The sequence below is a fragment of the Photobacterium aquimaris genome, from assembly GCF_002954455.1.
Taxonomy (GTDB): domain Bacteria; phylum Pseudomonadota; class Gammaproteobacteria; order Enterobacterales; family Vibrionaceae; genus Photobacterium; species Photobacterium aquimaris.
The window spans coordinates 1,339,452-1,363,653 of sequence record NZ_MSCC01000001.1 but is presented as its reverse complement, the minus strand read 5'-3'; the positions used below and the strand labels follow the sequence as shown (position 1 = coordinate 1,363,653).

At 36.7% G+C, this 24,202-nt stretch carries 19 protein-coding genes and 1 pseudogene; 7 read left to right on the top strand and 13 right to left on the bottom strand.

Annotation, left to right across the window (positions count from 1 at the left end):
• Window positions 1–126: 126 nt before the first annotated feature.
• Complete coding sequence (locus BTN98_RS06075) at window positions 127–597, bottom strand: cell division inhibitor SulA (RefSeq protein ID WP_060999203.1); 471 nt, start codon at window positions 595–597, stop codon at window positions 127–129.
• 495 nt (window positions 598–1,092) lie between these two features.
• On the opposite strand from BTN98_RS06075, the gene BTN98_RS06070 reads away from it, so the two are divergent.
• The gene (locus BTN98_RS06070) at window positions 1,093–1,452 is read left to right on the top strand and encodes a hypothetical protein (RefSeq protein WP_060999200.1); all 360 of its coding nucleotides are present in this window, start codon (window positions 1,093–1,095) and stop codon (window positions 1,450–1,452) included.
• A gap of 118 nt (window positions 1,453–1,570) precedes the next feature.
• On the opposite strand, the gene BTN98_RS06065 is transcribed toward BTN98_RS06070, so the two are convergent.
• Window positions 1,571–2,143, bottom strand: coding sequence for a DUF2913 family protein (locus tag BTN98_RS06065; protein ID WP_060999211.1), 573 nt, complete (start codon window positions 2,141–2,143; stop codon window positions 1,571–1,573).
• A gap of 695 nt (window positions 2,144–2,838) precedes the next feature.
• On the opposite strand from BTN98_RS06065, the gene BTN98_RS06060 reads away from it, so the two are divergent.
• Both BTN98_RS06060 and BTN98_RS06055 read left to right on the top strand, forming a co-directional pair.
• A complete protein-coding gene (locus BTN98_RS06060; RefSeq protein ID WP_105029967.1) occupies window positions 2,839–4,893 on the top strand; it encodes a S8 family serine peptidase in 2,055 nt (684 codons plus the stop codon).
• A gap of 9 nt (window positions 4,894–4,902) precedes the next feature.
• A complete protein-coding gene (locus BTN98_RS06055) occupies window positions 4,903–5,322 on the top strand; it encodes a hypothetical protein (protein ID WP_060999195.1) in 420 nt (139 codons plus the stop codon).
• 86 nt (window positions 5,323–5,408) lie between these two features.
• On the opposite strand, the gene BTN98_RS06050 is transcribed toward BTN98_RS06055, so the two are convergent.
• Both BTN98_RS06050 and BTN98_RS06045 read right to left on the bottom strand, forming a co-directional pair.
• The gene (locus tag BTN98_RS06050) at window positions 5,409–6,653 is read right to left on the bottom strand and encodes a cysteine desulfurase-like protein (protein WP_060999193.1); all 1,245 of its coding nucleotides are present in this window, start codon (window positions 6,651–6,653) and stop codon (window positions 5,409–5,411) included.
• A complete protein-coding gene (locus BTN98_RS06045; RefSeq protein ID WP_174545303.1) occupies window positions 6,643–7,296 on the bottom strand; it encodes a 2OG-Fe dioxygenase family protein in 654 nt (217 codons plus the stop codon). The genes BTN98_RS06050 and BTN98_RS06045 overlap by 11 nt, the downstream gene beginning before the upstream one ends.
• Before the next feature lie 581 nt (window positions 7,297–7,877).
• On the opposite strand from BTN98_RS06045, the pseudogene BTN98_RS06040 reads away from it, so the two are divergent.
• Window positions 7,878–9,238 (top strand): annotated as a pseudogene (locus BTN98_RS06040) (lytic polysaccharide monooxygenase).
• A gap of 60 nt (window positions 9,239–9,298) precedes the next feature.
• Here the strand turns inward: BTN98_RS06040 and BTN98_RS06035 are convergent.
• Complete coding sequence (locus BTN98_RS06035; RefSeq protein WP_060999187.1) at window positions 9,299–9,781, bottom strand: hypothetical protein; 483 nt, start codon at window positions 9,779–9,781, stop codon at window positions 9,299–9,301.
• Between the two features lie 10 nt (window positions 9,782–9,791).
• Entirely contained in the window at window positions 9,792–10,931 is a 1,140-nt protein-coding gene (locus BTN98_RS06030; RefSeq protein ID WP_060999185.1) for a cytochrome-c peroxidase, read from the bottom strand.
• 207 nt (window positions 10,932–11,138) lie between these two features.
• Here BTN98_RS06030 and BTN98_RS06025 point away from each other — a divergent pair, with 207 nt between their 5' ends.
• Window positions 11,139–11,741, top strand: a complete 603-nt coding sequence (locus tag BTN98_RS06025; RefSeq protein ID WP_060999183.1) for a sugar O-acetyltransferase — start codon at window positions 11,139–11,141, stop codon at window positions 11,739–11,741.
• A 79-nt stretch (window positions 11,742–11,820) separates the two neighbouring features.
• Here the strand turns inward: BTN98_RS06025 and BTN98_RS06020 are convergent, their stop codons facing one another.
• The 5 genes from BTN98_RS06020 to melB all read right to left on the bottom strand — a co-directional run bounded on the left by BTN98_RS06020 (window position 11,821) and on the right by melB (window position 20,252).
• Complete coding sequence (locus BTN98_RS06020) at window positions 11,821–12,048, bottom strand: hypothetical protein (protein ID WP_060999181.1); 228 nt, start codon at window positions 12,046–12,048, stop codon at window positions 11,821–11,823.
• Window positions 12,049–12,319: 271 nt separating this feature from the next.
• Window positions 12,320–13,318, bottom strand: coding sequence for a substrate-binding domain-containing protein (locus BTN98_RS06015; RefSeq protein WP_060999179.1), 999 nt, complete (start codon window positions 13,316–13,318; stop codon window positions 12,320–12,322).
• A 219-nt stretch (window positions 13,319–13,537) separates the two neighbouring features.
• Window positions 13,538–15,670 carry an alpha-galactosidase gene (locus BTN98_RS06010; RefSeq protein ID WP_060999209.1) on the bottom strand — a complete coding sequence of 711 codons (2,133 nt, stop codon included), beginning with the start codon at window positions 15,668–15,670 and terminating at the stop codon, window positions 13,538–13,540.
• A gap of 26 nt (window positions 15,671–15,696) precedes the next feature.
• Entirely contained in the window at window positions 15,697–18,789 is a 3,093-nt protein-coding gene (locus BTN98_RS06005) for a beta-galactosidase (protein ID WP_060999177.1), read from the bottom strand.
• Between the two features lie 77 nt (window positions 18,790–18,866).
• Window positions 18,867–20,252 (bottom strand): melibiose:sodium transporter MelB, encoded by a 1,386-nt coding sequence (melB, locus tag BTN98_RS06000; protein WP_060999175.1) that lies wholly within the window; start codon window positions 20,250–20,252, stop codon window positions 18,867–18,869.
• A gap of 337 nt (window positions 20,253–20,589) precedes the next feature.
• Between melB and BTN98_RS05995 the strand changes: the two genes are divergently transcribed.
• Complete coding sequence (locus BTN98_RS05995) at window positions 20,590–20,775, top strand: hypothetical protein (protein WP_060999173.1); 186 nt, start codon at window positions 20,590–20,592, stop codon at window positions 20,773–20,775.
• 296 nt (window positions 20,776–21,071) lie between these two features.
• On the opposite strand, the gene BTN98_RS05990 is transcribed toward BTN98_RS05995, so the two are convergent.
• Complete coding sequence (locus tag BTN98_RS05990; protein ID WP_060999172.1) at window positions 21,072–22,433, bottom strand: phosphatidylserine decarboxylase family protein; 1,362 nt, start codon at window positions 22,431–22,433, stop codon at window positions 21,072–21,074.
• A gap of 493 nt (window positions 22,434–22,926) precedes the next feature.
• Between BTN98_RS05990 and hpf the strand changes: the two genes are divergently transcribed.
• Window positions 22,927–23,319, top strand: a complete 393-nt coding sequence (hpf, locus tag BTN98_RS05985) for a ribosome hibernation-promoting factor, HPF/YfiA family (protein ID WP_060999171.1) — start codon at window positions 22,927–22,929, stop codon at window positions 23,317–23,319.
• Between the two features lie 94 nt (window positions 23,320–23,413).
• Here the strand turns inward: hpf and BTN98_RS05980 are convergent, their stop codons facing one another.
• Window positions 23,414–24,187, bottom strand: a complete 774-nt coding sequence (locus BTN98_RS05980; protein WP_060999168.1) for a class I SAM-dependent DNA methyltransferase — start codon at window positions 24,185–24,187, stop codon at window positions 23,414–23,416.
• Between the last annotated feature and the right edge of the window lie 15 nt (window positions 24,188–24,202).

Here is a 24,202-nt window from a genome sequence, read left to right as displayed (position 1 = left end):
TTTTTTTCATATTTAATGAAATATATTTCAAATAAAAATATATAAGTTGTATATATATCTTTACTGATTGTATGTAATATCAGCTTTTTTATAACCTAAGTATAACATTTATGGTTGCAAAATGGCTTAATGGAACGTTAATTGTGCTTTAATGTTCTGATTCAATACAAAGGCTAAAGTTTTACCTTGTTCGGCAGCCGTAGTGATAATCGGAGTATTAAATTCTTCAATTTCGCCTGTAACAATAACCGCGGAGCAATTTCCCATTTCTAATGCTTTTGCCATAAGTAAATGTTTACTTTGGTTTTTGGCATTTTTAAGTAGCAGCACTTTATTAATATCAATGCCTGCATTTATAAGTAATTGCTTATCTAATAGTGCGTCTTGACCAATAAACATAATCCAACGATTTTCTTCATTCGCTTGTTTAAGAAGACGTAAAAAATATGCCAGTTGAGCTTGTTGCTGTTCACTATAACTGACCTCAATCGGAACAGCCCTTGACGGAGATGCTACATCATTTAAATGTGATCCAAATGTGGCCTTGTAAACGTCAGAAGCAGTAATAAATTCTTGAGTCTGCATTAGTGCTTTCATAGTGTCATCTCCGACAGTGGTTATATATACATGCTGTATGTACATACAGTAGTTTTATTCTGATTTAGATGCAAGCATTATTTGTCGAATTTATATGTCCGATATAAAAAAACAGTCGTTTTTTTTACGGTGTATTTTTCATGTAATGTGTTGTTATTAAATGGTTTTGTTATTTTTTTGAGTGTTTTTAATTGATGGCTGCCTGAAATGCATTTTTATTACGATATGAAATTTTGAGTTATATCCAAAAAATTCATACAGTAGTTTTACTGTATAAGACGTACAAGTGGTGTGATTTGGAAATGAGGAACAACAAGTAATCATTAAGTGGGAGGGATATTAACGTATATATACTAACTGCCGACATCACAACAAAAGGTCATTGTGCACTTGTGTAATAAATGACTTTATGAGAAATAATAATGAGTTTTTAGCAGTGATTGTCTTATCAACAACTATATATAATTAAAAAAAACAAATAAATAGGGTAATAACATGTTAGATAATACAATGATTTCATTAATGGTTAATTTTATTGATATACAAACCGACCAGCATATTCTTCCTACAAGAAAATATATAACAGCTGATAATCTGTCATATTTACCTGTGGTTGAGGATATTTTAACTGTTGAAATTGACATTGATACTCAATTGCCAGTATCACTATCCATTAACGATACACAATTTTTCAATGCGAGTAATACACAGCCTCAAGTTCCAGCTAAGTGTTATATTGTTAAACAAATAGTCAAAAAACTCATGGTAAATGAAGCTTGTGATAATATTGATTATCTTTTAGAAGAGATGTCTTTCATTGCTGCGAAGAAAGCTTGCTTAACAATAACTAAATAAAATAATGATGGTTATACTCATGTTAGGTGGGAGTATAGCAATTAGTATGATAGATCGACCAATGAGTAAGCTTTTAAGGCAAACTCATTGGTATTGTCAGTTACAATGAAGTGCGAAATTAAAGTCTAAAAAGTTCAACACGAAGGTGATTTTCATCTTCATATGCAATAACAGATTGGAAATAACCGCTTTGATCAATAGCAGCAGAGAAAATATCTTTGTGCTCGGTATTACCAATAAATAAAATTTGAGTTGATTTGGTCATCAGGCCATCATCATCAAAACTTGACGTTAAGTCTTCATCTACTACGCACACTAAGACGTTACCAAACCGCGCTTTCAAATTGATATTATGTGCTAATGAATACTGCACTTTGGTATGTAATTGTGATTCGACTTCTTCAATAAGATCAACAAAGCGATAAAGATCTGTAGAGCTGGTTTGTAGTATACGCTCTCGATCATTATTCAGGATTGACTCTAAACAAGCACCCGTTTTTCTACCGCGCAATAACCAACTTTTGGTTGATTTCTTAACAGCACGATATCGATTATCTTTAAGGATTCGCTTTAAGTACTGAACAAGTAAATTATTTTGCTCAGTCTGTGTTAGGCGACGTTCAAGTTTTTTAAATTCTAGATGTAGTAGGGCGTGAGTACTAATATCGAGTAGTTGTTGAGACTGATTCATTTCTGTACCGAGTTGGAGCGGGTTTAATAATAATATCATACTATTACTGATGTAAGATAATAGTTAATACGTTAATTATAAATTGCAAAATTAAGCGTGATCATTTTTATATTAAATGCCATTAATTGCATATTTTTTTATATGTCACATCATAAAAAGATACAAACATTTGAATAAATTTAAAGGAACAATAATCTTTCCCCTTTATATAGTGAAATTATGATGGTTTAGGTGACTGGGCGGCTAACTGAGCGAACCTTAAGCCAGCTTGTGAAACAAGAGATCGCGGGTGTCATTTGCCCGTTGGTTTTCTCAGTTTCACCTTGTTATTAGCGTTGAAAAAATCAGCTAATAGTATGCCCGCGCAGCGGATTTCTGATGATTTAGACAATGAATCTGTCACTGCTTTTATTACCATTTCAATAGAAATTAGGTACGACGCTAAAGCAATATTTTAAACAAAAATAAATAAACTTGCCAACTCAATCATACAAGTTATGTATATGTTTAATCATGTTTTTCCGTAAAATTTATTTATCTTATCGAAACTGCTTTTATTCATATTTAAATGAAATCGTAACATAATTTTCTCTTTTTTTTATGAGGTATTACTCATTTATATAACGCGTATTGTTATTTTTTCAGGTAGTCAGGTCTAATTAATTCATTGTTTAATGCATTGAAGAGATTTATTGATGAATAAAAATTTTTTAGGGACAATAATTGCCGCTATTTTAAGTGGCTGTGGTGGTGATAGTGATAAGACTGATACAGTAGTTAAACAAAAACCTATAATAAAAAGTGGTTTTTTTTCAAGTTCAACAAATGTTATTAAAGGAAAAATAGATTTTTCAGGAGTGGATAATCCAGTATTTACCTATAATAATAAGGATCTTAAAGGAGGAAGATTAACGATTAATACTAATGGTGAATTTGAGTTTGTAGCAAAACCATACTCAGGGTTAATTCGTGTTGATGTTAAAATCCAAGAGTCCACCCAATCATTGTCAATAATAAAATCAGAAAAAATAGCGACATTAGAATTTTTAACAGAACAACGCAATAAATTAAATGAGAATAGTGACCAATTTTATAAAGAACAATGGCATTTAAATAATACAGAACAAAATGCATTTTCAAATTCTAATGGAACATATGATTTTGATATCAATCTAGATCAATTGCATAATCAAGCCATAACAGGGAAAGCAATAAAAGTTGCTGTTGTTGATACGGGATTAGAGTTAGCACATCCTGATTTATCAAGTAATATTATTGCTAATAGCTCTTATGATTTTGTTGATAATGATGATGACCCATCACCAAATACTAATGATAAGAATGGCGATCATGGTACATCTGTTGCCGGCCTTATATCTGCGGCGGCTGCTAATAATATAGGAGGAAGAGGTGTAGCACCTGATAGTCAATTGGCTGGGTTTAATTATTTAAAAAATCAATCAATTGAAGTTTTTAAAGATACCCATGGTTATGGGAAAACGAATAATATTGATATAATAAACCAAAGTTATGGCTTCGCTGATACTATTATATTTCCAATTCAATCTTTAGACTTTAATATAAAAAAAGTATTAATAGAAGAGTATTTTAATACTCACACAAAACCAGCTTTGATGATCAAATCAGCCGGGAATGGATTTAATTATATAGGATCATATACAAGAGTTAATACATCTAAATCAGAACAGCGGTTACCAAACCAAATAGCTAATTCAGATCCTGAAAATGCAAGTTTTTATAATACAGTTGTATCTGCATTAAGTGCTGATGCTAATAATCCTCGTTCAAGTTATTCTACTGTTGGTTCTTCTGTTTTATTTTCAGCGCCTGGAGGAGAATATGGCGTTAATCATCCTGCAATGATAACGACAGATGTTACTGGCTGTGATAATGGTTATTCTCGTATAGATAATGAGAATGACATTTATTCTGGTGGATTTACTTATAATATTCAGAAAGATACTAATTGTAATTTCACATCTATATTTAATGGCACATCATCAGCTGCGCCTGTTGCTTCAGGTATCGCAGCTTTAATTATGGAAGCTAACCCAACATTAACTTGGCGTGATGTACGTTATATTATGGCAAAAACAGCGACTAAAGTAGATCTTGATTTTGAACCTGTAATATTGGAACAACAGAATCAAAAATATATCGCTGACGATGGTTGGGTCACAAATAAAGCGGGTAATAGTTTTCATAATTGGTATGGTTTTGGAATGGTAAATGCACAAAAAGCAGTGCAGGTAGCCACAAGAGATTATTCATTATTACCTGAGTTACAACAGACTGATTTTGTAATATCGACCAATCAAGAAATAGTACTTATACCTGAAAAATTTGATGGTGTTGTAAAGCAAGTACAGATAGAACAAAATATCAAAGTTGAAGCAGTTCAACTTAAATTAAACATCGATCATAATCGATTCAGTGATTTAGCAATTGAGGTAATATCCCCAAGTGGTACAAGATCTGTGGTTGTTACACCGAGAAATTTACATATTCTTAATCCTAAAGTTTTCGGGGATGAATCTGAAGTTATATTATTAAGTCATGCATTTTTAGATGAAAGTTCAGAGGGATTATGGACGATAAAAATTGTTGATACTAATAAAGAACAATTAGAAATATTTGATTATAATCAGAATGAATCGTTCTTGTTAGATAATAATAATGATTTAGGTAAAGTTATTAGTGCTAAAGTTAAAATATATGGACATAAATAGGGTGAAATAATGGAAAAGATAATTTTAGTATCAATGTTTTATTTGTTAACTGCAAGTTCAAATATATTTGCAAATGATTCTGTTTTTAGTGGTGGATTAGAATTTAAATTATCAGATGAAAAAAACGTTAATCAATATAAGCGGTCAATTGAAAATAATGATGGAATATATCAAGGATTAATTGTTACTAATGAAATGCTTAATATTAAAGGTATTGTTTCTGGTGGTATTATTATAAAAACAACGGAAGTTGATTCATTATCATTTAAAGATTCTAGTATGAGTGTAGTAAAAATCGGAGGCGGTTATTGGCTATTAAAATATAAATTAGGAACTGAAATGAATGAAAAACTAGCCTGGATTAAAGGTCAATCTGGAGTTCAGAGTGCAGAACTTGAAGTTATAAAAAATATTCAAAATCCTAATTAATATTTAAGTTAAATATTAAATTATGCCTAGTCATTTAGCTAGGCATTTTTATTTTCATAGTAATTTTTAGCATGATATTTAAGCCATTAGTATGGTGTTAGAAAATAATCTAATACTTCAAATAAGGTGTCTATTTCATGATAAGTATTGTAATGCATAAAACCAATACGAATAACCCCACCTTTATTCAGTAGGTTCAATTGTTCACATAATCCTTGTGCATAAAAATGCCCATGCCAAACACAGATATTGTGGTTACTAAGATAGCTGGCGACTTCTGCTGGTGTAGTGTTATCAATTCTTATTGCGAAAGTCGGTGTACGTTGTTGATGATTATTCACGCCATACAAGGTGACATTACTATAGTGGCTTAAATGGGATAGGAAATATTGGCTCAGCTTGGCTTCATAGGCTTGATAATAATCAAAACTGCGACATAAATGCTGTCGAAGAGATAATGATTGGTTGTCGATATGGCGACTGTAATCGGCTAAATAATTGACCGCAGCAATAAATCCAGCCAAAGCCTCAAAGTTTTGTGTACCGGTTTCAAAGCGAGCAGGTCCATCATTGGGAGCTGGCTCGACTTTATAAGGGCGAAGTGTTTGGAGCCATTGTGGTGCGATATAAGCAATACCAAGATGGGGACCAAAAAACTTGTAAGCAGAACAAACTAAAAAGTCACAATCTAATGCTTGAACATCAATTAATCGGTGTGGTGCATAATGTACAGCGTCAACATACACTTGTGCACCGACAGCATGAGCTGCAGTAATGATACGTTTTACATTCGTTAGTGACCCTGTCACATTTGACGCGTAAGTAATGGCGACTAATTTAGTGTGAGAATTGAGTAGCGTATTGAAATGGTCATAATCAAGATCGCAATTAGCATCATTTAAACGCACTTGATGGACGGTAACCCCTTTATCCTCGGCGGCTTGCTGCCAGCTTGATACGTTTGAGTAATGATCAAGTGCAGTAACAATAATCTCGTCACCTTGTTGCCAATCTCTCGTTATTGTTCGACTTAAATGAAAAGTAAGGCTGGTCATATTTGCCCCAAAAACAATATTGCTGGCTGAGGGGGCATTGACTAAGGCTTGTGCTACCTGACGAGCCTCTGTCATTAATGTTGTTGTTGCAACACTAGCAAAAAAAGACCCACCTAAGTTTGAATTAAAATGGCCTAAATAATGACTCATTGTATCTAAAACTGATTGAGGAACTTGTGAACCACCGGGGCCATCAAAAAAACACACTGGTTGATTGTTAATTTTCTGATTTAATGCTGGAAATAAGAGCCGATTTTCTAAGGGATCAAATGTCATGTTGAATCTCCTTGGTGGTTAGCACAAATACATCCCAATAACCTTGATGGTGTTTTTTTATCGTTTTAATAGGGTGGGCGTTATGCCATAAAATATTATCCGCCAAGATAGCCATTTCGCCATGCTGTAACGTTGTACAAAGAAAGGGTGATGAGGTGTTATTTTTATAAACTAAAAACTCTCCGCCATCAATGTTGTGACGTTTTATACCAATCACCGCAATATGTTCAAACCCATCTTGGTGAATGCCTTCTGGCGATGTTGGTACTTCGCCATCAATAACAGTGACACGCATTTGGTGAATTTCGATGGGTTGATCATTAGGAATAGCATTAGCATCTTGAAATAATTGGCACATCTCAAGCATACCGCTACAGGTTATGACCGCATCATCTAGAGGCTCAAAATGACGAATAACGTTACCTTGAAAATGATTGATGTCATCAGATTGGACAAAATCTGAAGCTGGTAAGTGGACAAGTTTTCCATCATGCAGAGCAACAATAGAATAGCGGCGTAAACGATACTGACCATCAGCATGAGAGGTTTGGGGTAAATGTGTAAACGAAGGAGCTAATTCATCGACAGCATGCTCACTTAGTTGAGTAAGTTGTAAACTACACATTAGTGGGGTCATCATCATACATCTCCTCTATCAGCATCACTTAAAGATAGAGTTGGCTAAAAATCTTAATATTACAAATTTAATCGACTATATTTTGGCTTTATTAGTTAAAAATAGAATTAAAATTTAGTTATTGATGTTGATTTAGTGTTTAAAACTACGTGAAATAGAAGGCTAATAGTGTGATGAGTGAGTAGATGCGAGAAATAGTGAATAATTAGACAATTATCGAACTAAAGACTGTTTTGTTAAATAAAACGGGTATGAAAGAATAATATTGTCTCATTACTATGATTAAAAATCGCGGGTAAACATACAATAAATACCAAGTAGCGGCGTTTATACTTATTATTGTAATTGCAAAATAATGCATGTGTAACAAAATATATCTTTTATTAAAATTAGTGTTTTTTATTTCATTAAATATCATACGTTTATGATAAATATAAGTTTTTATTATTGTTTGTGGCTGGAATATGATTTCATTATCACATGATTGCTTTTGTATATTTCACCCAACAAAAATGAAAGCAATTGCAGCGTTATAATCTATATGCTCAATAGAGAGACGTTGCTTATTATAAAATAATGAGATCAACATGCCTTTAAAATTAAAAAAACTATCGTTAGCAGTCGCACTTATTGCGACTAATTTTGCTGCTGTAAGTACTGTTAGCGCACACGGTTGGGCTGATTTTCCGCCATCACGTACTGAAATTTGTGATCGTGACGGTGGTTATTGGCAAAATAAAATTCCTAATGCGGCATGTCAGGCTCTTTGGGATAAATCAAACGCACATCCTTTTACCCAAAAGAATGAAAACGCAGCTTTAACGGCAGATTACAACAATATTGAAGAAGTAAAAAACAAGTTGTTGATGGTCTGTTATGTTCAGGTGGGGATCAGAAAAAAGCCGGTTTAGATATTCCACATAGTGAGTGGCAGCAAACAGAAGTTATTGTTGATGCTAACGGCGAGTTTGATTTTAAGTGGGTTGCAACCGCGACACATAATCCATCATTCTGGCAATTCTACATTACTAAGCCAGATTACGATAAATCACAGCCATTAACGTGGGATGATTTAGAGTTGGTTGATGAAGTCGGTAATATCGAACCAACTGAAGCAACACCATACGATACGTATAACTTTAAAGTGAAGCTACCAAAAGATCGTATTGGTGATGATGTTATCCTTTATTCTCGTTGGCAGCGTATTGATCCAGCAGGTGAAGGTTTTTACAACTGTAGTGATATCACTATTAAGCAGGATAATGGCGATATTACACCACCACCTGTGGTAGGTGGTAATTTACATGCAATTCCAGGTTTCTTTGTTAAGCCAGGTTTTGTACCTGTTGAAGGTGACACAGTACGTTTCCGTCTTATGGCTCCAGGTACTGGCGCTGAAGTATTGGATCAACGTTTGGTGATCACGGCGGCTAACCAAGCTACTTGGGCACAAATATTAGCTGAGCAAATTAATGCGTTAGCAACAGAGAGATTATTTATTGGTGTTTGGAACCAAACTGCGGCTAAGTATGAGTTTAATGCTAATAACATTCATGCAAACCAAGTATGGGTAGAAGCTGAAAATTACGGCTTTGCGTTAAGTATTTTTAAAGATCTTGAGCCATTACCGCCCGTTGTAGATCCTGAGTTACCAGAAGGTAGCTGGAGCAAGTCTGCAACTTATGTTGCTGGTGATGTGGTAACACATGGTGGCAAAACATGGAAAGCTGGCTGGTGGACTAAAGGTGAACAACCTGGTATTGCGAACGTATGGACACAAGTTCTTACTGATGGTGAAACACCAGATGTTAGCGCTTGGTCAGCAACGAAAACATACAATGAAAATGATGTTGCTATTCATAACGGCACTAGCTGGAAAGCATACTGGAATACAGTAGGCGAAGAACCTGGAACTACAGGTGAGTGGGGAGTATGGCGTAAGCTGTAATTCTTAACTGATAACATATATCTAAGGCCTGCATTCGTGCAGGTCTTTTTATTGTATCGATTATTCTTTAACGATACGTAAGCTGATCTTTTGATTTGGTCGGCCGTGTAATTCAACCAAATAACTGCCCCATTCATGAGTATTAACATGATGCAGTGCTAATTTTTGCTCAATACAATATAGATTCGTAATGTACTGGCCATTGATATCAGCTTCTTTGACGGTTAATTTTATATTTTGATTAGTCGCAAATACCATTTTTTCATTCCACTCTTTTATCGCTAATTGAATATATGCTTGGCCTTTCGCGTTGAGTGTTAATGAGTAACCCAATGTTTTATCGAATATTTGCTCTAATTGTATTGCTTCTTCAGGAGTATTTGCCGTTACTTGATTAACTGGGATTACATTACATGTTGCTTGATAAGGAGTAACAAAATAGGTATTCCGACCTTTAATTTCAGCATCAGAAGGAATTTGAGGTGCTGCAATTACTGGTGAACTAATCCCAATAGTGAGCAAAGCCGACAGTGTTTTATTCATGGTAATAGTCTTATTGTTGAAGTGGAAAAGCCGTGATGCAATTAGGTGGATCTTGTTTGGTTTTTAATGGAATTATTTGGCAAAAAGGGCTTTGGTGAGCTGGATCTTTGCTCATATCACGGGTAGATAAACTAGCAAAAAAAGCTAATAAAGCCTGTTTTTCAGCTGGTGTTAATCTAAAGCCTTGTAATCGAGGATCTTTACTTAAATGTTTACGACCATCGCCTTTATTGGGACCAATAGTGATAATACGTCCACCAGCAGCATAACTATCAAGCACAGATTCAAGGCGATGAAAACTACCATCATGTCCCCATGGCCCAGTATTGTTAACATTAATCAATGACGGAATACGAAACTTACCATCATCTTTTTTTTGCAGAGTAAACTGTCGTAGTCCTGTTTCATCGGCAGGGTAGCCATATTCTTCGTCTGTATTTTTAATACCATAAAGACCTGTATTGTAATAGCGGTTATTCGTGACTGATGGTTGATTTAGCAATGGTCCAGCATGGCATTGAGAACAACCTAATCTTTGGCTGTGAAATAAAGCAAATCCTTGTTGTTGCTGGCTATTAAGAGCTGTTTTATCACCTTTAATAAAAGCATGATAAGCCGTATCGGTATCAATAATCGTCGTAACATAACGACTTAATGCGCTGATCACTTTTATTGTGGTTATTGCACTGTCACCAAAACTTGCTTCAAAAAGAGGTTGGTACAAGGTGTTAGCTTGCTGTAACCGCTTGAGTAGCAAAGCATCCGTCATTCCCATTTCTGGTGGATGTAATGAAAAAAGCGGTAATTTAATGGTGTCAGTGAGTGTGGTTAAATTTGGCTGACGCTGCATAAATACAGTTAACTGTACGCTATTAAGCAACGATGGCGTATTGAGTGTGGTGGGGTTGTTATTGATATCTGGTACTTTAGTAAAACGATTGGTCCAACCTAAATCAGGCGCATGGCATAACGCGCAGCTACGATTGCCTGTTTTGGAAAGCCGATTATCGTTAAATAGATACTTACCAAGGGTTACTTTTGCTGCATCTCGTTTTTCATTTTGAGGCATCGTTGCTGCATATAATGTTGACGTTAATGCTACGAGTGGCGTTAAGAAAAGGACTGCAATGGTGCGGTAAGTAACAGTCATGGCTTATATCAAAGGTATGTAAAAGAGGCGTTATTATAATCGACAACTTGCGGGTGCGCATATGAAATTATGTATCAAGTTGCAACAATAATTGCCATAGAATGATTAAGTGATCTTACTCTGCTTTTTGCGTAAATCATCATAGTATTATTGATGTGATAAGTAAATTTGTGATAATTTAATTCAATATTATCAAGGAGATAAATAATGGATACTAACCCTGAAGATAAGCTACATAGCCAACAAGTTTATGTTTGTGATGATGTACTTGCGGAACGTCAATTGGCGTGTTTAGAAGTATTGTATGACTTTAATCATACTCGGCCATCAGAAGCGGCTAAACGAGCAGAATTAATGCAGCAGCTGTTCGCAGAAGTCGGTGAGGGGTGTTATATCGAACCACCGTTACATGCTAATTGGGGAAAGCATACCCATTTAGGTGATAATGTGTATGCTAACTTTAATTTAACCCTTGTTGATGATACCCATATCCATATTGGTAATAACGTTATGATAGGCCCGAATGTGACGATCGCAACCGCAGGTCATCCAATCGAACCTATCTTAAGAGAACAAATTACTCAATTTAATATTCCCGTTACTATTGGGAATAATGTCTGGATTGGCGCTCAGTGTGTAATTTTACCTGGTGTATCAATTGGTAATAATAGTGTTATCGGTGCTGGTAGTATTGTTACTAAAGATATTCCAAGTAATGTCGTTGCAATGGGCAATCCTTGCCGAGTATCACGTGAAATAAATGAGCATGATAAAATTTATTATTATAAGAATATAAAATTTAATGAATAATATAAATAAAAGTATTACTTAAAAAGGAGTTTATATTTAACATCATTATTTATTATATAACTAATGTATTTATACTTTTTTATTGTATTGATATAATTATTTCTTGTACTTTGTTGTAGATATCTGTTGACGTTCCTACCAATATTGCTTCTTTATAATTGGATTGATCTAATACGTTTACTTTTTCTAATGTGATCACGTTATCATCTTTTCGTAACTGATAGCGGTCTTTCATTAATGATTGGCTCATTACTATATTTGCTTTAAATACGGCACGATAAACACCATTCATGGGCATATGACTCATAAGTAAAATCTCTTTAGCGATGTAATTATAAGGAGGGGACCTTATTGAACTTTTCAAAACAAACGAATTGTAGACAACTCTAGTCAATATTTAAAGGTTTAATCCCTAAAATATGACTAAATAGAATTTATTTATTAAAAACATATACCATTATATAAATAGAGGGAATGTATATAAAGGCAATATAATAATGACCTATTAATAAAGAAAAAACCAATGCTAATTATTAGCTATTGGCTTTATATTAACTTTATAAATAAGGGCATAAATTTTATATTTTATTTATAACTGAATTTCTTCTTATAAGTGTGGGTGAAAAAATACGCGTTGTTGTTTGTATATTATTATCACTTAAATTTAGTGCTAATTTAGTCGCTTCTTCTGCCATTAAATAGATAGGGTAGCGAATAGTTGTTAATTGTGGCCGAACATACCGAGCAATTAAACCATCATCAAAGCCAATAACAGAAAGATTATCTGGCACTTTTACGTCATTATCTTCAAGAATATTGATTGCTCCAGCCGCCATATTATCGTTGTAAGTCACAACCGCTGAAATAGGCAGTGATTTTGATAGCAAATTGGTCATTGCTTGCTCACCACCTTCAATATACGGTTCAGTGGTTTCGATAAAGTTTTCATTAACGTCGATATTATGTGCGATGAGTGCGTCTTTATAACCTTGTAGGCGTTGGGTTGCATCTTCAATATCGTGTGACGAGTTGATATAAGCAATGTTAGTGTGACCGTGGCGGATCAAGTATTCAGTCGCAATATAGGTGCCTTTAATATTATTCAATGAAATACAGCGATCGGCTAATTCAGGAATATAGCGATTAATGAGCACCAGCGATTTTACTTGTTGAGCGTAATCAATAAGTGCTTCATCTGATAAGCCTTTTGAATGAATAACTAAAGCATCACAACGACTATTAATTAATAGGTCGATGGCTTTTTTTTCATCGGCTGCACGATGGTAACCATTGCCAATCAGTAAATTTTTGCCATTTTGTTGAGCGACAGTATCTACCGCTTTGACAAGCGCACCAAAGAAGGGATCAGAAACATCACCCACTAACACACCAATGGTATTGGTATTATGGCTAGCAAGAGCACGTGCAGCCGGATTGGGTTGATAATTTAGGCGCGTGATCGCAGTTGTTACCGCGAGAATAGAGGCTTTACTGGCTTTGGGGGATTGGTTTAATACACGAGATACTGTTGCTACTGAGACGCCTGCCTCACGAGCAACATCTTTAATTGTTGCCATAGATGCTCTCAAATTACCTACCTTGGTGATTAAGTCATAATCAATGTTGCAAGCGGTAATATAGTCGTTTATTAATAAAATGAGTTAGCCAGTATATAGCCATCTTATTACATATAATACTGAATCTTCAGATGATGAACTGAAAAAGTTATTTTAATCATAATGATAAAAGAAAAAGCACCATTAGTAGGTGCTTTTTGTCATGATGTTAACTGCATCTTACTGAATTTGAAGCGCGAGCAATAACGAGGATTCAGGATCCATTATGGGAAGGGTGAGTCCCACGGTTTGTAACCATTCCCCACTGAAGTGTTGTTGACTCGTTAACCATGGAGGCTGTCGGTTAACCATCGAATGGAGATTGTCAGGTTCATCAACAATAGTAATGGCATAGTATTGATCAGCACGTAACCCAGGAATATGTAATCGGCCTGATAAACAATAGGTTGGCATTGCTAATTGATTGATACTCACTAAAGCATCTGATTGTGACTTGCTAACGACCATATTGCCTTGTAACGCTGCGCTATCGTTAAAACTTAAACGGTAGTTATCACCGCTATGTAGCAAATGGCGGTACTTTTTGTGTAATTGAATATATTGGCTAAATGCTGTCTTTTCTTGTTTATCAGCTTTAACGGGATCGAGTTCTAATCCCATGTGACCAAAGAGCGCAGTATTACCGCGAAAGTTCATCGTGTGAGTACGGCGAGTTGTATGGCTGCAATGAGAACCAATATGGGTGCCCATCACTTCAGGTGGATAGAAATAACTCATTCCGCGTTGAATCGCCTGACGTTCAAGCGGATCGTTATTATCTGAACACCAAAAGCGGTGTGTACGCTTTAAAATTTCATAATCAATACGGCCGCCACCAGCTGCGCAAGATTCAATCTCAACCTTGGGATGTTTAGCCAGCAGCTTGTCTACAAGCGCATAGTAGCGCTCTACTTGACCACATCCAGCAGCACGATTGTTATGTGCGGGTTGTACAATTTCACGGTTCATATCCCATTTAATATAGTCAATCTCATACTGAGACAGAAAATGATCCAGACGCTCAAATAAATATGCAAAGGCGGCGGGATTTTGTAAATCAAGGACATATTGATGACGTCCAGTCGGTTGATCATAGCCGTCAACAGCAAGTAACCACTCGGGATGTTGTCGATAAAGATCTGCATCTTTATTGATCATTTCAGGCTCAAACCACAAACCAAACTCCATCCCCAGTTGATGGACATGATCAATAATAGGGCTAAGGCCAGCAGGGTATTTTTTAGGGTCAACAAACCAATCACCTAGCGATGAAGTATCGTCATTGCGGCCTAAAAACCAACCATCATCAACAATAAAACGCTCGACACCCATTGCAGCAGCTTCGGTAGCCATTGCTGTAATATAGTTGGGATCATGATCAAAATAGATCCCTTCCCAAGTATTTAGGTGAATTGGGCGAGGCTTATGTAACCTATCCTTTAGGATGGATGTGCGTACATGCTGGTGGAAATGTTGACTCATGGTATTGAGTCCATGATGACTATAACTCATGTACAACGTCGGTGTGGTTAAGGATTGTTGTGGTTGTAATGTAATTTCCCCCGGTAAATATAAAGCTTCAGCTTGAAGTACACGACGACCATCGGCTTTGACATCAATTCGCATGCGATGATTACCACTCCAAGCTAAATGCGCGCCCCATACTTGACCATGATCGTCACTAAAACCGTGCTCACCAACAATAACTGCAGGGTAATGTTCATGTGAAGTGCGTCCGCGGCGGTTTTCTTGAATATAGCCACCATGACTTAACTGACTTCGATGTTGCTGAAATTCTTTGATCCAGCGGCCATAAAAAGACAGTATTTCACTGGCATTATCAGCAATAGGTGCAGTATTAGCACAACGGATCACATGATAATCACTCGTGCCAAGGTTAGTCACCGTTTGTGATAGCTGTAATACATCATTTTGATCAAGCTCTATCTGTGTCTGCCAGCCTAACTGCGCTCGTTGATCAAGACAGTCAATAATCAGCTTATTACCATCCTGTTTGACGGCAGTGATCGTAAACACAGGGGCCCAATCGCTGCCATTTTCACGAAAACCTTCAAGTGCCGAAGCGCCGAAATTTCCACGGCCTAATTGAGGGTTAATACTGACCGCAATATCGGTATCTAAACGTCCAAATGGAATAGGGCGTTCAAGTCCGATCGCCATTTGCTGCAAGTCACTGTGTGTTGCACAAGGTAAACGGTTGCCGTAATACACAATATCGGCATTATCGCTAACAGCTAGTAAGAGTTGGCTATTGGTGCCGATTAAAGAATACAGTTGTGGTTGAATTGTCATTGGCATGGTCTTGATTTCCACTGTTATTACTTCGCTGTCGCGATAAAGGTTAACTGGTACTGATAACGATCAGCGGTTAATAAAAACTCAGGGTGAACGCTTGGGCTCCAAGAATCATCGCCACCAATGCCCATATGTTCACTGTCAATATTAAGGTGTAAACAGTTATCGGGTTGCAACTCGTAGCTATGACGCGCCAGTGCTAATTGTGACTGTGAATAACGACTGACTGCAAAGTGGAACTGACCACTAACAGTCAAATTATTAATCGTCGCGTATTGAGTGTCGCAGCGCAGTCCGTTATCGGTTGGATAGATATAATCGGTATGCATGGCGGTAATCGGCAGGGTATGGTGATCCATATGGGCTGCCAACAGGCGATCTGGGTAGTTCTCATGCGGGCCGCGACCAAACCATGATACGCAGTCAGTTAATGGAACATCGACGCTAATACCAATACGAGCCAAACTTGGTAGTTGAGTGTCTGGTTCTACCGTGACATCAATCGTTAGCTGGCCATTCGCTTGAATGCGGTAGCACCATTGTGTGTTAATGGTTTTTTGTGAAGATGTAAAATGGCTAAAGTAGGCTATTACCACTATAGATCCATCATGATCCTGTTGAAACTGAACATGTTGGCATTGCGTCTCTATATTGTCTAAGCCGGCTTGTTGCCATTGTGCCATCCACGTGGTGGGATCGACACGATCAACCTCACTGGTACCAATATCATTATCCAGTGGAGCACGGTAAAAATTATCTTTAAAAGGCGACGCTATTATAGCATTGCCTTGTGCAAGCCATGTTTCTAAGTAACCTGAGGTTAAATTAAAACAAAATTCATTATCGGCAGCCACAATGGTTAATTGTTGGTCTTCTTTGGTGTAATGAATAGCATTATGATCATTGATCGTCGGTATAGTTAGAGTGCTACGTGCTTGTTGCAGCTGAAATTGTTCGATAGCAACAACGTGACCGGCTTCAGCCCAAGCGGTGGCTTTAGTTAATACCACTTCAAGATCCAAGTAATAATTCATCGCTGGATCAAAATCGCGCATATAGTCGCTAAATGCTATTTCGGTAGTCGCTTGTGGCGCAAGCATCAGCTCGTATTCACCGTGAGTTAATGTAACGCCTTGCTGCTGAATCTTCCATCGCAGTAGGGTATGTTCACTGTCACTAAACAACAATTCACTTCGAATGCGCAATTGGTGCTGTGGCGTTAATTCAAACTGAAAAAATTGCTGTGCTTTTTTAACTTCAAATAAAGCAGGGTGTGGCGTGCGATCTGGAAATACTAAGCCATTTATACAAAATTGACGATCGTTAATGGTATCGCCGAAATCACCGCCATAAGCCCAATATGGTTGACCGTCAGCGGTAGTTTTAGTTAGCCCTTGATCAACCCAATCCCAAATAAATCCCCCTTGTAAGCGTGGGAATTCACGAAAAGCGCGCCAATACTTATTGAAACTACCTAAGCTGTTACCCATCGCATGAGCATATTCACACAAGATCAGCGGACGTTGTTCATTAGGTTGGCTGATCCAATTTTTAAGTGCGTATTTAGGTACGTTAGGGTGATCAATATGTTGATCAACACGAGCATACATCGGACAGATAATATCGGTTGCCGCAGTATTGGCACCGCCGCCTTCATATTGAACTGGACGCGATGGATCGCGTTGTTTGGTCCATTGGTACATAGCATGATGGTTAAAGCCAATGCCAGATTCGTTACCCAAAGACCAAATAATGATTGATGGGTGGTTCTTATCCCGTTCAACCATCGCCATCATGCGCTGCATATAGGCGTTATTCCACATTGGATCGTTTGATAAACGGCACATAGGGAATTGACCATGGGTTTCAATATTGGCTTCATCGACTACATAGAGGCCATAGTGATCACACAATTCATACCAACGTGGATGATTGGGATAGTGAGCGGTACGAACGGCATTAAAATTGTTTTGTTTCATCAATTTAATGTCTTCAATCATAGACGCTTCAGTGATGTAATGACCCGTAATCGGATGATGTTCATGACGATTAACGCCACGAATTAACAGCGGTTTACCGTTAACAAGCAGTTGACCATTGCTAATTTCAACCTGACGGAAACCAACATTATAGCTTTCACATTCAATCAGCTTATCGCCGTCATATAGGCCAATAACAGCGCGATAGAGATAAGGTTTTTCAGCACTCCACTGTTGAGGCTGGTGCAGATGTAATAGATGCTCAGTTTGATCGTACCAACCGCCTTTTTCATCGACTTCATGAGCCGCAGTATAAGCGGTAGTGGCACCAGAAAACGTAACGGCATTATTATCAGCATCAAAGAGTGATACCGTGACACTGTAACTATCCGTAACCTGAGTTAACTTGGTGGTAATAGCTAATGTAGCATCTTGATAGGTGGTATCTAATTGAGGTTGAATAAAGACATCAGCAATCGCCAATAAGGGTTTTTGGTAAATAAACACATCGCGGAAAATGCCACTTAGCCACCACATATCTTGATCTTCTAAGTAAGAACCATCAGACCAACGCATCACCATTACAGTTAATAGGTTTTCACCTTCATGAACGGCATTCGTTAAATCAAATTCAGCGGGTAAACGGCTATCTTGCGAATAACCGATCCAACGACCGTTACACCATAAATGAAAAGCAGAGTTAACCCCTTCAAATACTAATCGTGTTTGTTGTTCAATATCAGCAGCGGTTAGTGAAAAACGACGACGATAGCAACCGGTTGGATTTTGTTGTGGAACCAGTGGTGGCGTATCAGCAAAAGGGTATTTAACATTGGTATAAATAGGCTTGTCATAACCTTGAAGTTGCCAGTTGCTTGGTACGTCAATAGGCTGCCAATGATGGTGTTGAGTATCAAAATCGATGTCAACGATAGTTTCAGGAACAGCTTGAGGGCAAGGGTAAAAGCCAAAATCCCACTGACCATTCAAAGACTGACGGCCTGAGTGTTGCTGTTGCTGCGCATCTTCTACTGAGCGGTAGCTATGTAATGGACTATGGGGAGCAAGAGTATTTAGCTTAACAATAAGCTGATTTTGCCAATCTTGGCTTACGATAATATCAGAGAAAGAACGCATGGATGACCTCATTAAAACAACTAATGAGCCGCCTATTGACGGCTCATCATCGTGACATATATAGAATTAAATAAAGATTAAGCGTTAGTTGAGAGTGATTTTGGCTCCGTTACTGCTGGTGGTGATGAGCTAAAATCATCACGATTAAAACCATCATGCAAGCGGTAAAAACGTTTATAAACAATAGCGCTGATTAACATTAATACCGCAGGTAAACCAATCATTAACCATTGAATGCCTAGCAAGGTATCAGCAGTTTGAGTTTGGTTTGCTTGATAACCAATCAGTGATAGACCAACACCGACGATGAAGCCGCCAAATGCACCAGCAAATTTCACTAACATGGTTTGAATTGAGAAAATAATACTTTCGCTACGACGGCCAGTTTTAAACTCACCGTAATCAACAACATCAGAGAGCATTACTGTTTGAAGGGCGTTCGCTATACCAACCCCAAATTTGATAGCAGCACCTGATAGACCGATAAGTAGTAGGTTTCCTGGTGAAAATATGTTCATTCCAAGTAAGATCACACAAGATAAAATTGGCATACTACATGCAATGATCCACAGTAATTTACGCGGAATAAGATTGGCTAAGCGCGGGAATAAAAACACACCAGCTACTTCTGCAATACCCGCAATCATCATGTAAGCTGGGAACAATTCTTTATTGCCTAATGCGTAGGTGAAGTAGTAAATCGCAAATCCACCCACCAACATATTGGCGATTTGAAAGGCTAAAACTGTTGCAATAAGCGTTTTGAGTTGATCGTTACAATTAATAATGTGTAGTACATCTTTAAAGGTAAATTTGGTGGTTGTAGGAATCGACGTTTTAACGTGTTCTTTAACGTTTTTTGCGGTGATAAAGGCACTAACAATAAACAATACCGCAATAATCATCGCTGTCATTTGAAAGCCACGGCCTTCATTACCATCACCAAGAGTCGTAACGATATACAAGCCGTAAGTACCAGTAATAAACCACGCGAGGCTGGCAAACAAACGTGGCCATACTACTAATTTTTCTCTTTCTGGGCGTGAACTTGATAGTGAAGGGATCATTGACCAGTAAGGAATGTCCATAATGGTGTAGGTCAAGCCCCAAAGAATATAAGCAATGGCAGCATAAACATACAAAGCTGTTCCTTCAAAAAGGTGGGTACTGAATAAGCCAATAAGAACAACTGCATTGATCAGCGTACCGATTACTATCCATGGGCGAAATTTACCAAAACGTGAACGGGTATTGTCTACCACCATACCCATCATTGGATCAGTAATCGCATCGATAATACGTGCAGCTAAAAATATGGTACCGACGAAAGCGGCAGAAATCCCCGCCACATCAGTAAAATAATACATAAGAAAGATATAAATCGGCGCACAGGCAAAGTCTTTTCCTAATGCACCTAGTCCATAACTGAATTTGGTTTTTAAGCTAATAGTTTGTGATGACATAGTGTAGGGCCTTATATTATTTTTTTATCATTATTACTTGTTGGCGCTACGTCGACTGTGATCAAAACCAGATTAGTGGAAGCGGTTACATTAAGTTTGCTATTTTAAACGATTGGTCACAAAAATAGCAACTTTGGTAGGATCTTATGCGTAAGGAAGTGAATATTTGAGCTGCTATAACACTATTAATGTTGATGTAATTTACGTTTTTGGGTGAATAAGTAGTAATTAGTGGTATCGGTTACACTTATGTTTAAGATAAGAATAATCACGTATCGCAATCGTGAATTTGTTATTTTTGAATCAAGATCAAACCATAATGACATTGCGTTTTTGAGTGCCATTTTTACGGTTAAACAAGACTATTATTAAAATACTTTCAGCAACAGATTGGGATAGCAGCGCGATTGAAATGCACCGATTTGAAGCATGGTCGAGTGATGAAGCATTCAGTGTTGATCAAGAAATATCTTATCTGCCATCAGGGCATTATGATGTCGTGATCACTAAATCTATCGGTTGATAATTTCGTTAAAGTAAGCGGATATATAAAGCAAGATTATTACATTGCCGAAATTAGTTATGATATTCGTTTTATCAGTAATCAAGAAGAACAGCAGATCGTTAATAAAGATACTCTGACTTCTGGTTTGGGCTTACACGCACGGTTAATGGAGTATGGTCAGTATAAGCTAGGGGATATTAGCAGTAATCAGCAACAAGTGATTTTTATAAAAACCAGTGCAGGTTGGCAAGTTAAAGCATAAAAAAAGCAGCCAATTTTCAGGCTGCTTTAGTGCGTTTTATGAGCGAGGAATATTATTTATTCTTTACTGTCGCGATACGAGAACAAACAGGAATGTTAGTCGCATCAAGACCAGGCGCTGTATTATGGAAATCAAACTCAAGCTCAACATCTGGTTTAAAGATTAAGCAGTGTGTTGAACCACCAAAGTGGAACATACCTAATTCATCACCTTTATTAATGTGCTGACCTTCTTCTACAGTAACAGCACAAGAAGATACCTCTGCCATACCAATCGCAATGAAACACATTAAACCAATTTTAGGGTTATCTGATTCAATAAAGATCACTGCACGTGTTGCAACAGCTGTTAAGAATGGCTGTGAATTGTTAGGTGCACTATCATCAGCGCCATCAGGATTATTGAAACCTTGGTAACGGTTACCTAAGTAGTATGAACCATTAACCATAAAGGTTTTCTTAATTGTACCACTCACTGGGCTATTCCAACGGTGATAGCTTAATGCACTAAGAAATGCTTGATAAACCGTACCACCAACAAATTGCTCTGCAAGTGGATCAAAATCCATCATGTTTTCTAATGAGTAAGGTTGACCTTTAAGCCAGAAGCTTGAAGATTTAGCAACATTAGTCACTACTTGTAAAGGTGCCGATTCACAGGCGTTAGCGATAACATCGTCACCTTCTGCTATAGGTCTTACACCGTCTTTAAAGGTACGAGTAAAGAAATCATCCCAAGATTTAAAGCCGTAGTGTTTGTCTGTTGGATCACAGTTAAAGAAATGCTCAAATGGTTTATTATGATTTTCTGAATCACTAGCTTCAGCTTGACAAGCCACAGTCACCATTTCTTTTTGAGCATTATCACTTAACCAACCAAATACTTTTGGAATGCGATCCGGGTGATTTTCAACTAACACTGAACGTGATGCTGGAGATGAAAGGTATAGACTCCAGTACGTTAGAATTTTCTTAAATTGTTGGTTAACAAGTTCGTTAGCAAAGAATGCATAACCAGAATCTGTTGCCATTGGCCAGTCAAGAAGGGCATTAATTGGAAAGCCAATTAAACCACAAGGCTCTAATGCGCCTGTTTTAGGATCTAAAAACTCAGTACATTCTGGTGCTTGAGTCATAATATGATTTAATAAAACTAAAAACTCATCAAAACTATTCACCTCAGGTGTTTCCAAAGGTGTTAATTCTTTATGGCTTTTAGCTTCAGTGAACATATCTTGAGAAAGACGTAATAAAACAGGATCGTTTTCGACTAATTCTTTAAACTCTGTAATCGGTTGAGCGATTGAGTGAGATGTTAAATGCGTACGTGTTTTTAAATCTTTAATCCAAGCAGCAACATGTGCTTTATTTTTAGGAAGCCAATTACCTTTTAATAGAGGGTATGTCTGATTCATAATTCTATACCTAATGATAAATTAAATTTAAAAACGCTAAAGCATGACATCATTTAAATATATAAATTGATGTGCTCAATATTTGAAATACTTTATCGCCAGCAATATTTTAAGTCATTATCTAAAAATTAAACGTAAAAAATCAATTATACGTAATCAATAATTATAAACAGAGAGTTAAGTAATAATTACATATAAGCGAAATAACCATAGACCAAAAAATCAATTATGGTGGATTTTATTTTATTTTTTTTTGAAAATACTCTCTGAGTAGATAACAACAAAAAGTGTATCTTTAGTGAACTTTACTGGGGGTAATTGATTGTTATTTGATCTTATTTTGTGTTTTTATCGTTGATATTACTGGGTTTATTTTTTTACCTATGATGAAAACAATTCAAAAGTGTGATCTTTGTCACTTTTTGTTTTTTTATTTCGGTTCATCTTAATAGCACAAACAATAAATAACTTATTTAAATTATTGGTGGAAAAAATGACTTTAAAAGTAACTGCTAAAGGTTTTGAATTACCTGATTACATGGAAGCTCACATTGAATCTGAGTTTGCTAAATTTGATAAATTCCAAGTTGTATTTCATAGTCGTAATGTATTTATGAAATTAGAACCAGGTCGTCAATTTATTGTCGAAATTGCAGTAAATACAAGTGTTGGTGATATTGAAGCATCAGCAGATGAAAAAGAATTAAGCGACGCATTAAATGCAGCATTTGCACGTTTAGAACGTCAAATTATCAAGAAAAAAGAAAAGCCACTAGCACATCGTTCTGAATTAAATGAGCGTGATAAAGAAAACTTCTTAAAAGAAGAAGAAGCATCTGCAGAAGCTGCAGCTGATGAAGCGATTGCTGTTGAAAGTGCTAAATAATAATTAACAATAACTGAAATAATAATAAGCTAATATTATTTCGTTATTAATTTGTAGTAAAAACCTCGATCAATAACTATTGATCGAGGTTTTTTTATGCGGCTTGCTGATTGATAAGGGTATTTTGTCTCTTTACACAAACAAAAATAGCATTACCAGAGTGACCGTTCCAAGGTACGATTTTATCGTAGCTGTGTTCAAACATCGTGATATCAAAAAAAGGTGCAAGTAATTGCTGTAATTGCACAAAGTTGATCGCCACCATTGGATGATTATCACGCCAAGACTGAGTAACATTATCAGCTGTTTTTTCAATATGCAGCTGTAATTGTTGATGCTCACCCTCACCGTTGTAATACCAACCAGATTGGAACATAAAGTGATCACCTTCAAACTCGGTGGTATGACGCACAAAAGAGCTGTTATCGATTTTATCTTTGTCGACAGCATTAAAGCAAAATACACCATTTTCAGTTAACGCATTGTAAGCACTCTCAATACATTGCATCAATTTTTCGATATTGGCATTGTAGTGTAATGAATACAGGAAACACGTAATTAAATCTAACTGCGTATCAACGGTAAAATTACACATGTCGTGCTGCACAAAAGTAGCTTGTGGACAACGCTGTTGAGCAATATTGAGCATTGGCTGATTAATATCTAAGCCACTTGCTTGATAGCCATAACCAATAAAATGCTCAACATGTGGACCAGTACCACAAGCGAGATCAAGATAACGAGTGCCTTGATTGCCAAATAGCTGGTGGAGTCTACGAATACAATTACTTTGTTCTTGGTAATCAATATCAGCACACATTAAATCATAGTAGCCAGACAAATCAGTGTATAAAGCGTTATAAGACATGGTTAACCTAATGAT

Coding starts and splice junctions, on each gene's coding strand:
- BTN98_RS06075 (WP_060999203.1), bottom strand. CDS start 597: ATGAAAGCACTAATGCAGACTCAAGAATTTATTACTGCTTCTGACGTT.
- BTN98_RS06070 (WP_060999200.1), top strand. CDS start 1,093: ATGTTAGATAATACAATGATTTCATTAATGGTTAATTTTATTGATATA.
- BTN98_RS06065 (WP_060999211.1), bottom strand. CDS start 2,143: ATGAATCAGTCTCAACAACTACTCGATATTAGTACTCACGCCCTACTA.
- BTN98_RS06060 (WP_105029967.1), top strand. CDS start 2,839: ATGAATAAAAATTTTTTAGGGACAATAATTGCCGCTATTTTAAGTGGC.
- BTN98_RS06055 (WP_060999195.1), top strand. CDS start 4,903: ATGGAAAAGATAATTTTAGTATCAATGTTTTATTTGTTAACTGCAAGT.
- BTN98_RS06050 (WP_060999193.1), bottom strand. CDS start 6,653: ATGACATTTGATCCCTTAGAAAATCGGCTCTTATTTCCAGCATTAAAT.
- BTN98_RS06045 (WP_174545303.1), bottom strand. CDS start 7,296: ATGATGATGACCCCACTAATGTGTAGTTTACAACTTACTCAACTAAGT.
- BTN98_RS06035 (WP_060999187.1), bottom strand. CDS start 9,781: ATGAATAAAACACTGTCGGCTTTGCTCACTATTGGGATTAGTTCACCA.
- BTN98_RS06030 (WP_060999185.1), bottom strand. CDS start 10,931: ATGACTGTTACTTACCGCACCATTGCAGTCCTTTTCTTAACGCCACTC.
- BTN98_RS06025 (WP_060999183.1), top strand. CDS start 11,139: ATGGATACTAACCCTGAAGATAAGCTACATAGCCAACAAGTTTATGTT.
- BTN98_RS06020 (WP_060999181.1), bottom strand. CDS start 12,048: ATGAGTCATATGCCCATGAATGGTGTTTATCGTGCCGTATTTAAAGCA.
- BTN98_RS06015 (WP_060999179.1), bottom strand. CDS start 13,318: ATGGCAACAATTAAAGATGTTGCTCGTGAGGCAGGCGTCTCAGTAGCA.
- BTN98_RS06010 (WP_060999209.1), bottom strand. CDS start 15,670: ATGACAATTCAACCACAACTGTATTCTTTAATCGGCACCAATAGCCAA.
- BTN98_RS06005 (WP_060999177.1), bottom strand. CDS start 18,789: ATGCGTTCTTTCTCTGATATTATCGTAAGCCAAGATTGGCAAAATCAG.
- melB (WP_060999175.1), bottom strand. CDS start 20,252: ATGTCATCACAAACTATTAGCTTAAAAACCAAATTCAGTTATGGACTA.
- BTN98_RS05990 (WP_060999172.1), bottom strand. CDS start 22,433: ATGAATCAGACATACCCTCTATTAAAAGGTAATTGGCTTCCTAAAAAT.
- hpf (WP_060999171.1), top strand. CDS start 22,927: ATGACTTTAAAAGTAACTGCTAAAGGTTTTGAATTACCTGATTACATG.
- BTN98_RS05980 (WP_060999168.1), bottom strand. CDS start 24,187: ATGTCTTATAACGCTTTATACACTGATTTGTCTGGCTACTATGATTTA.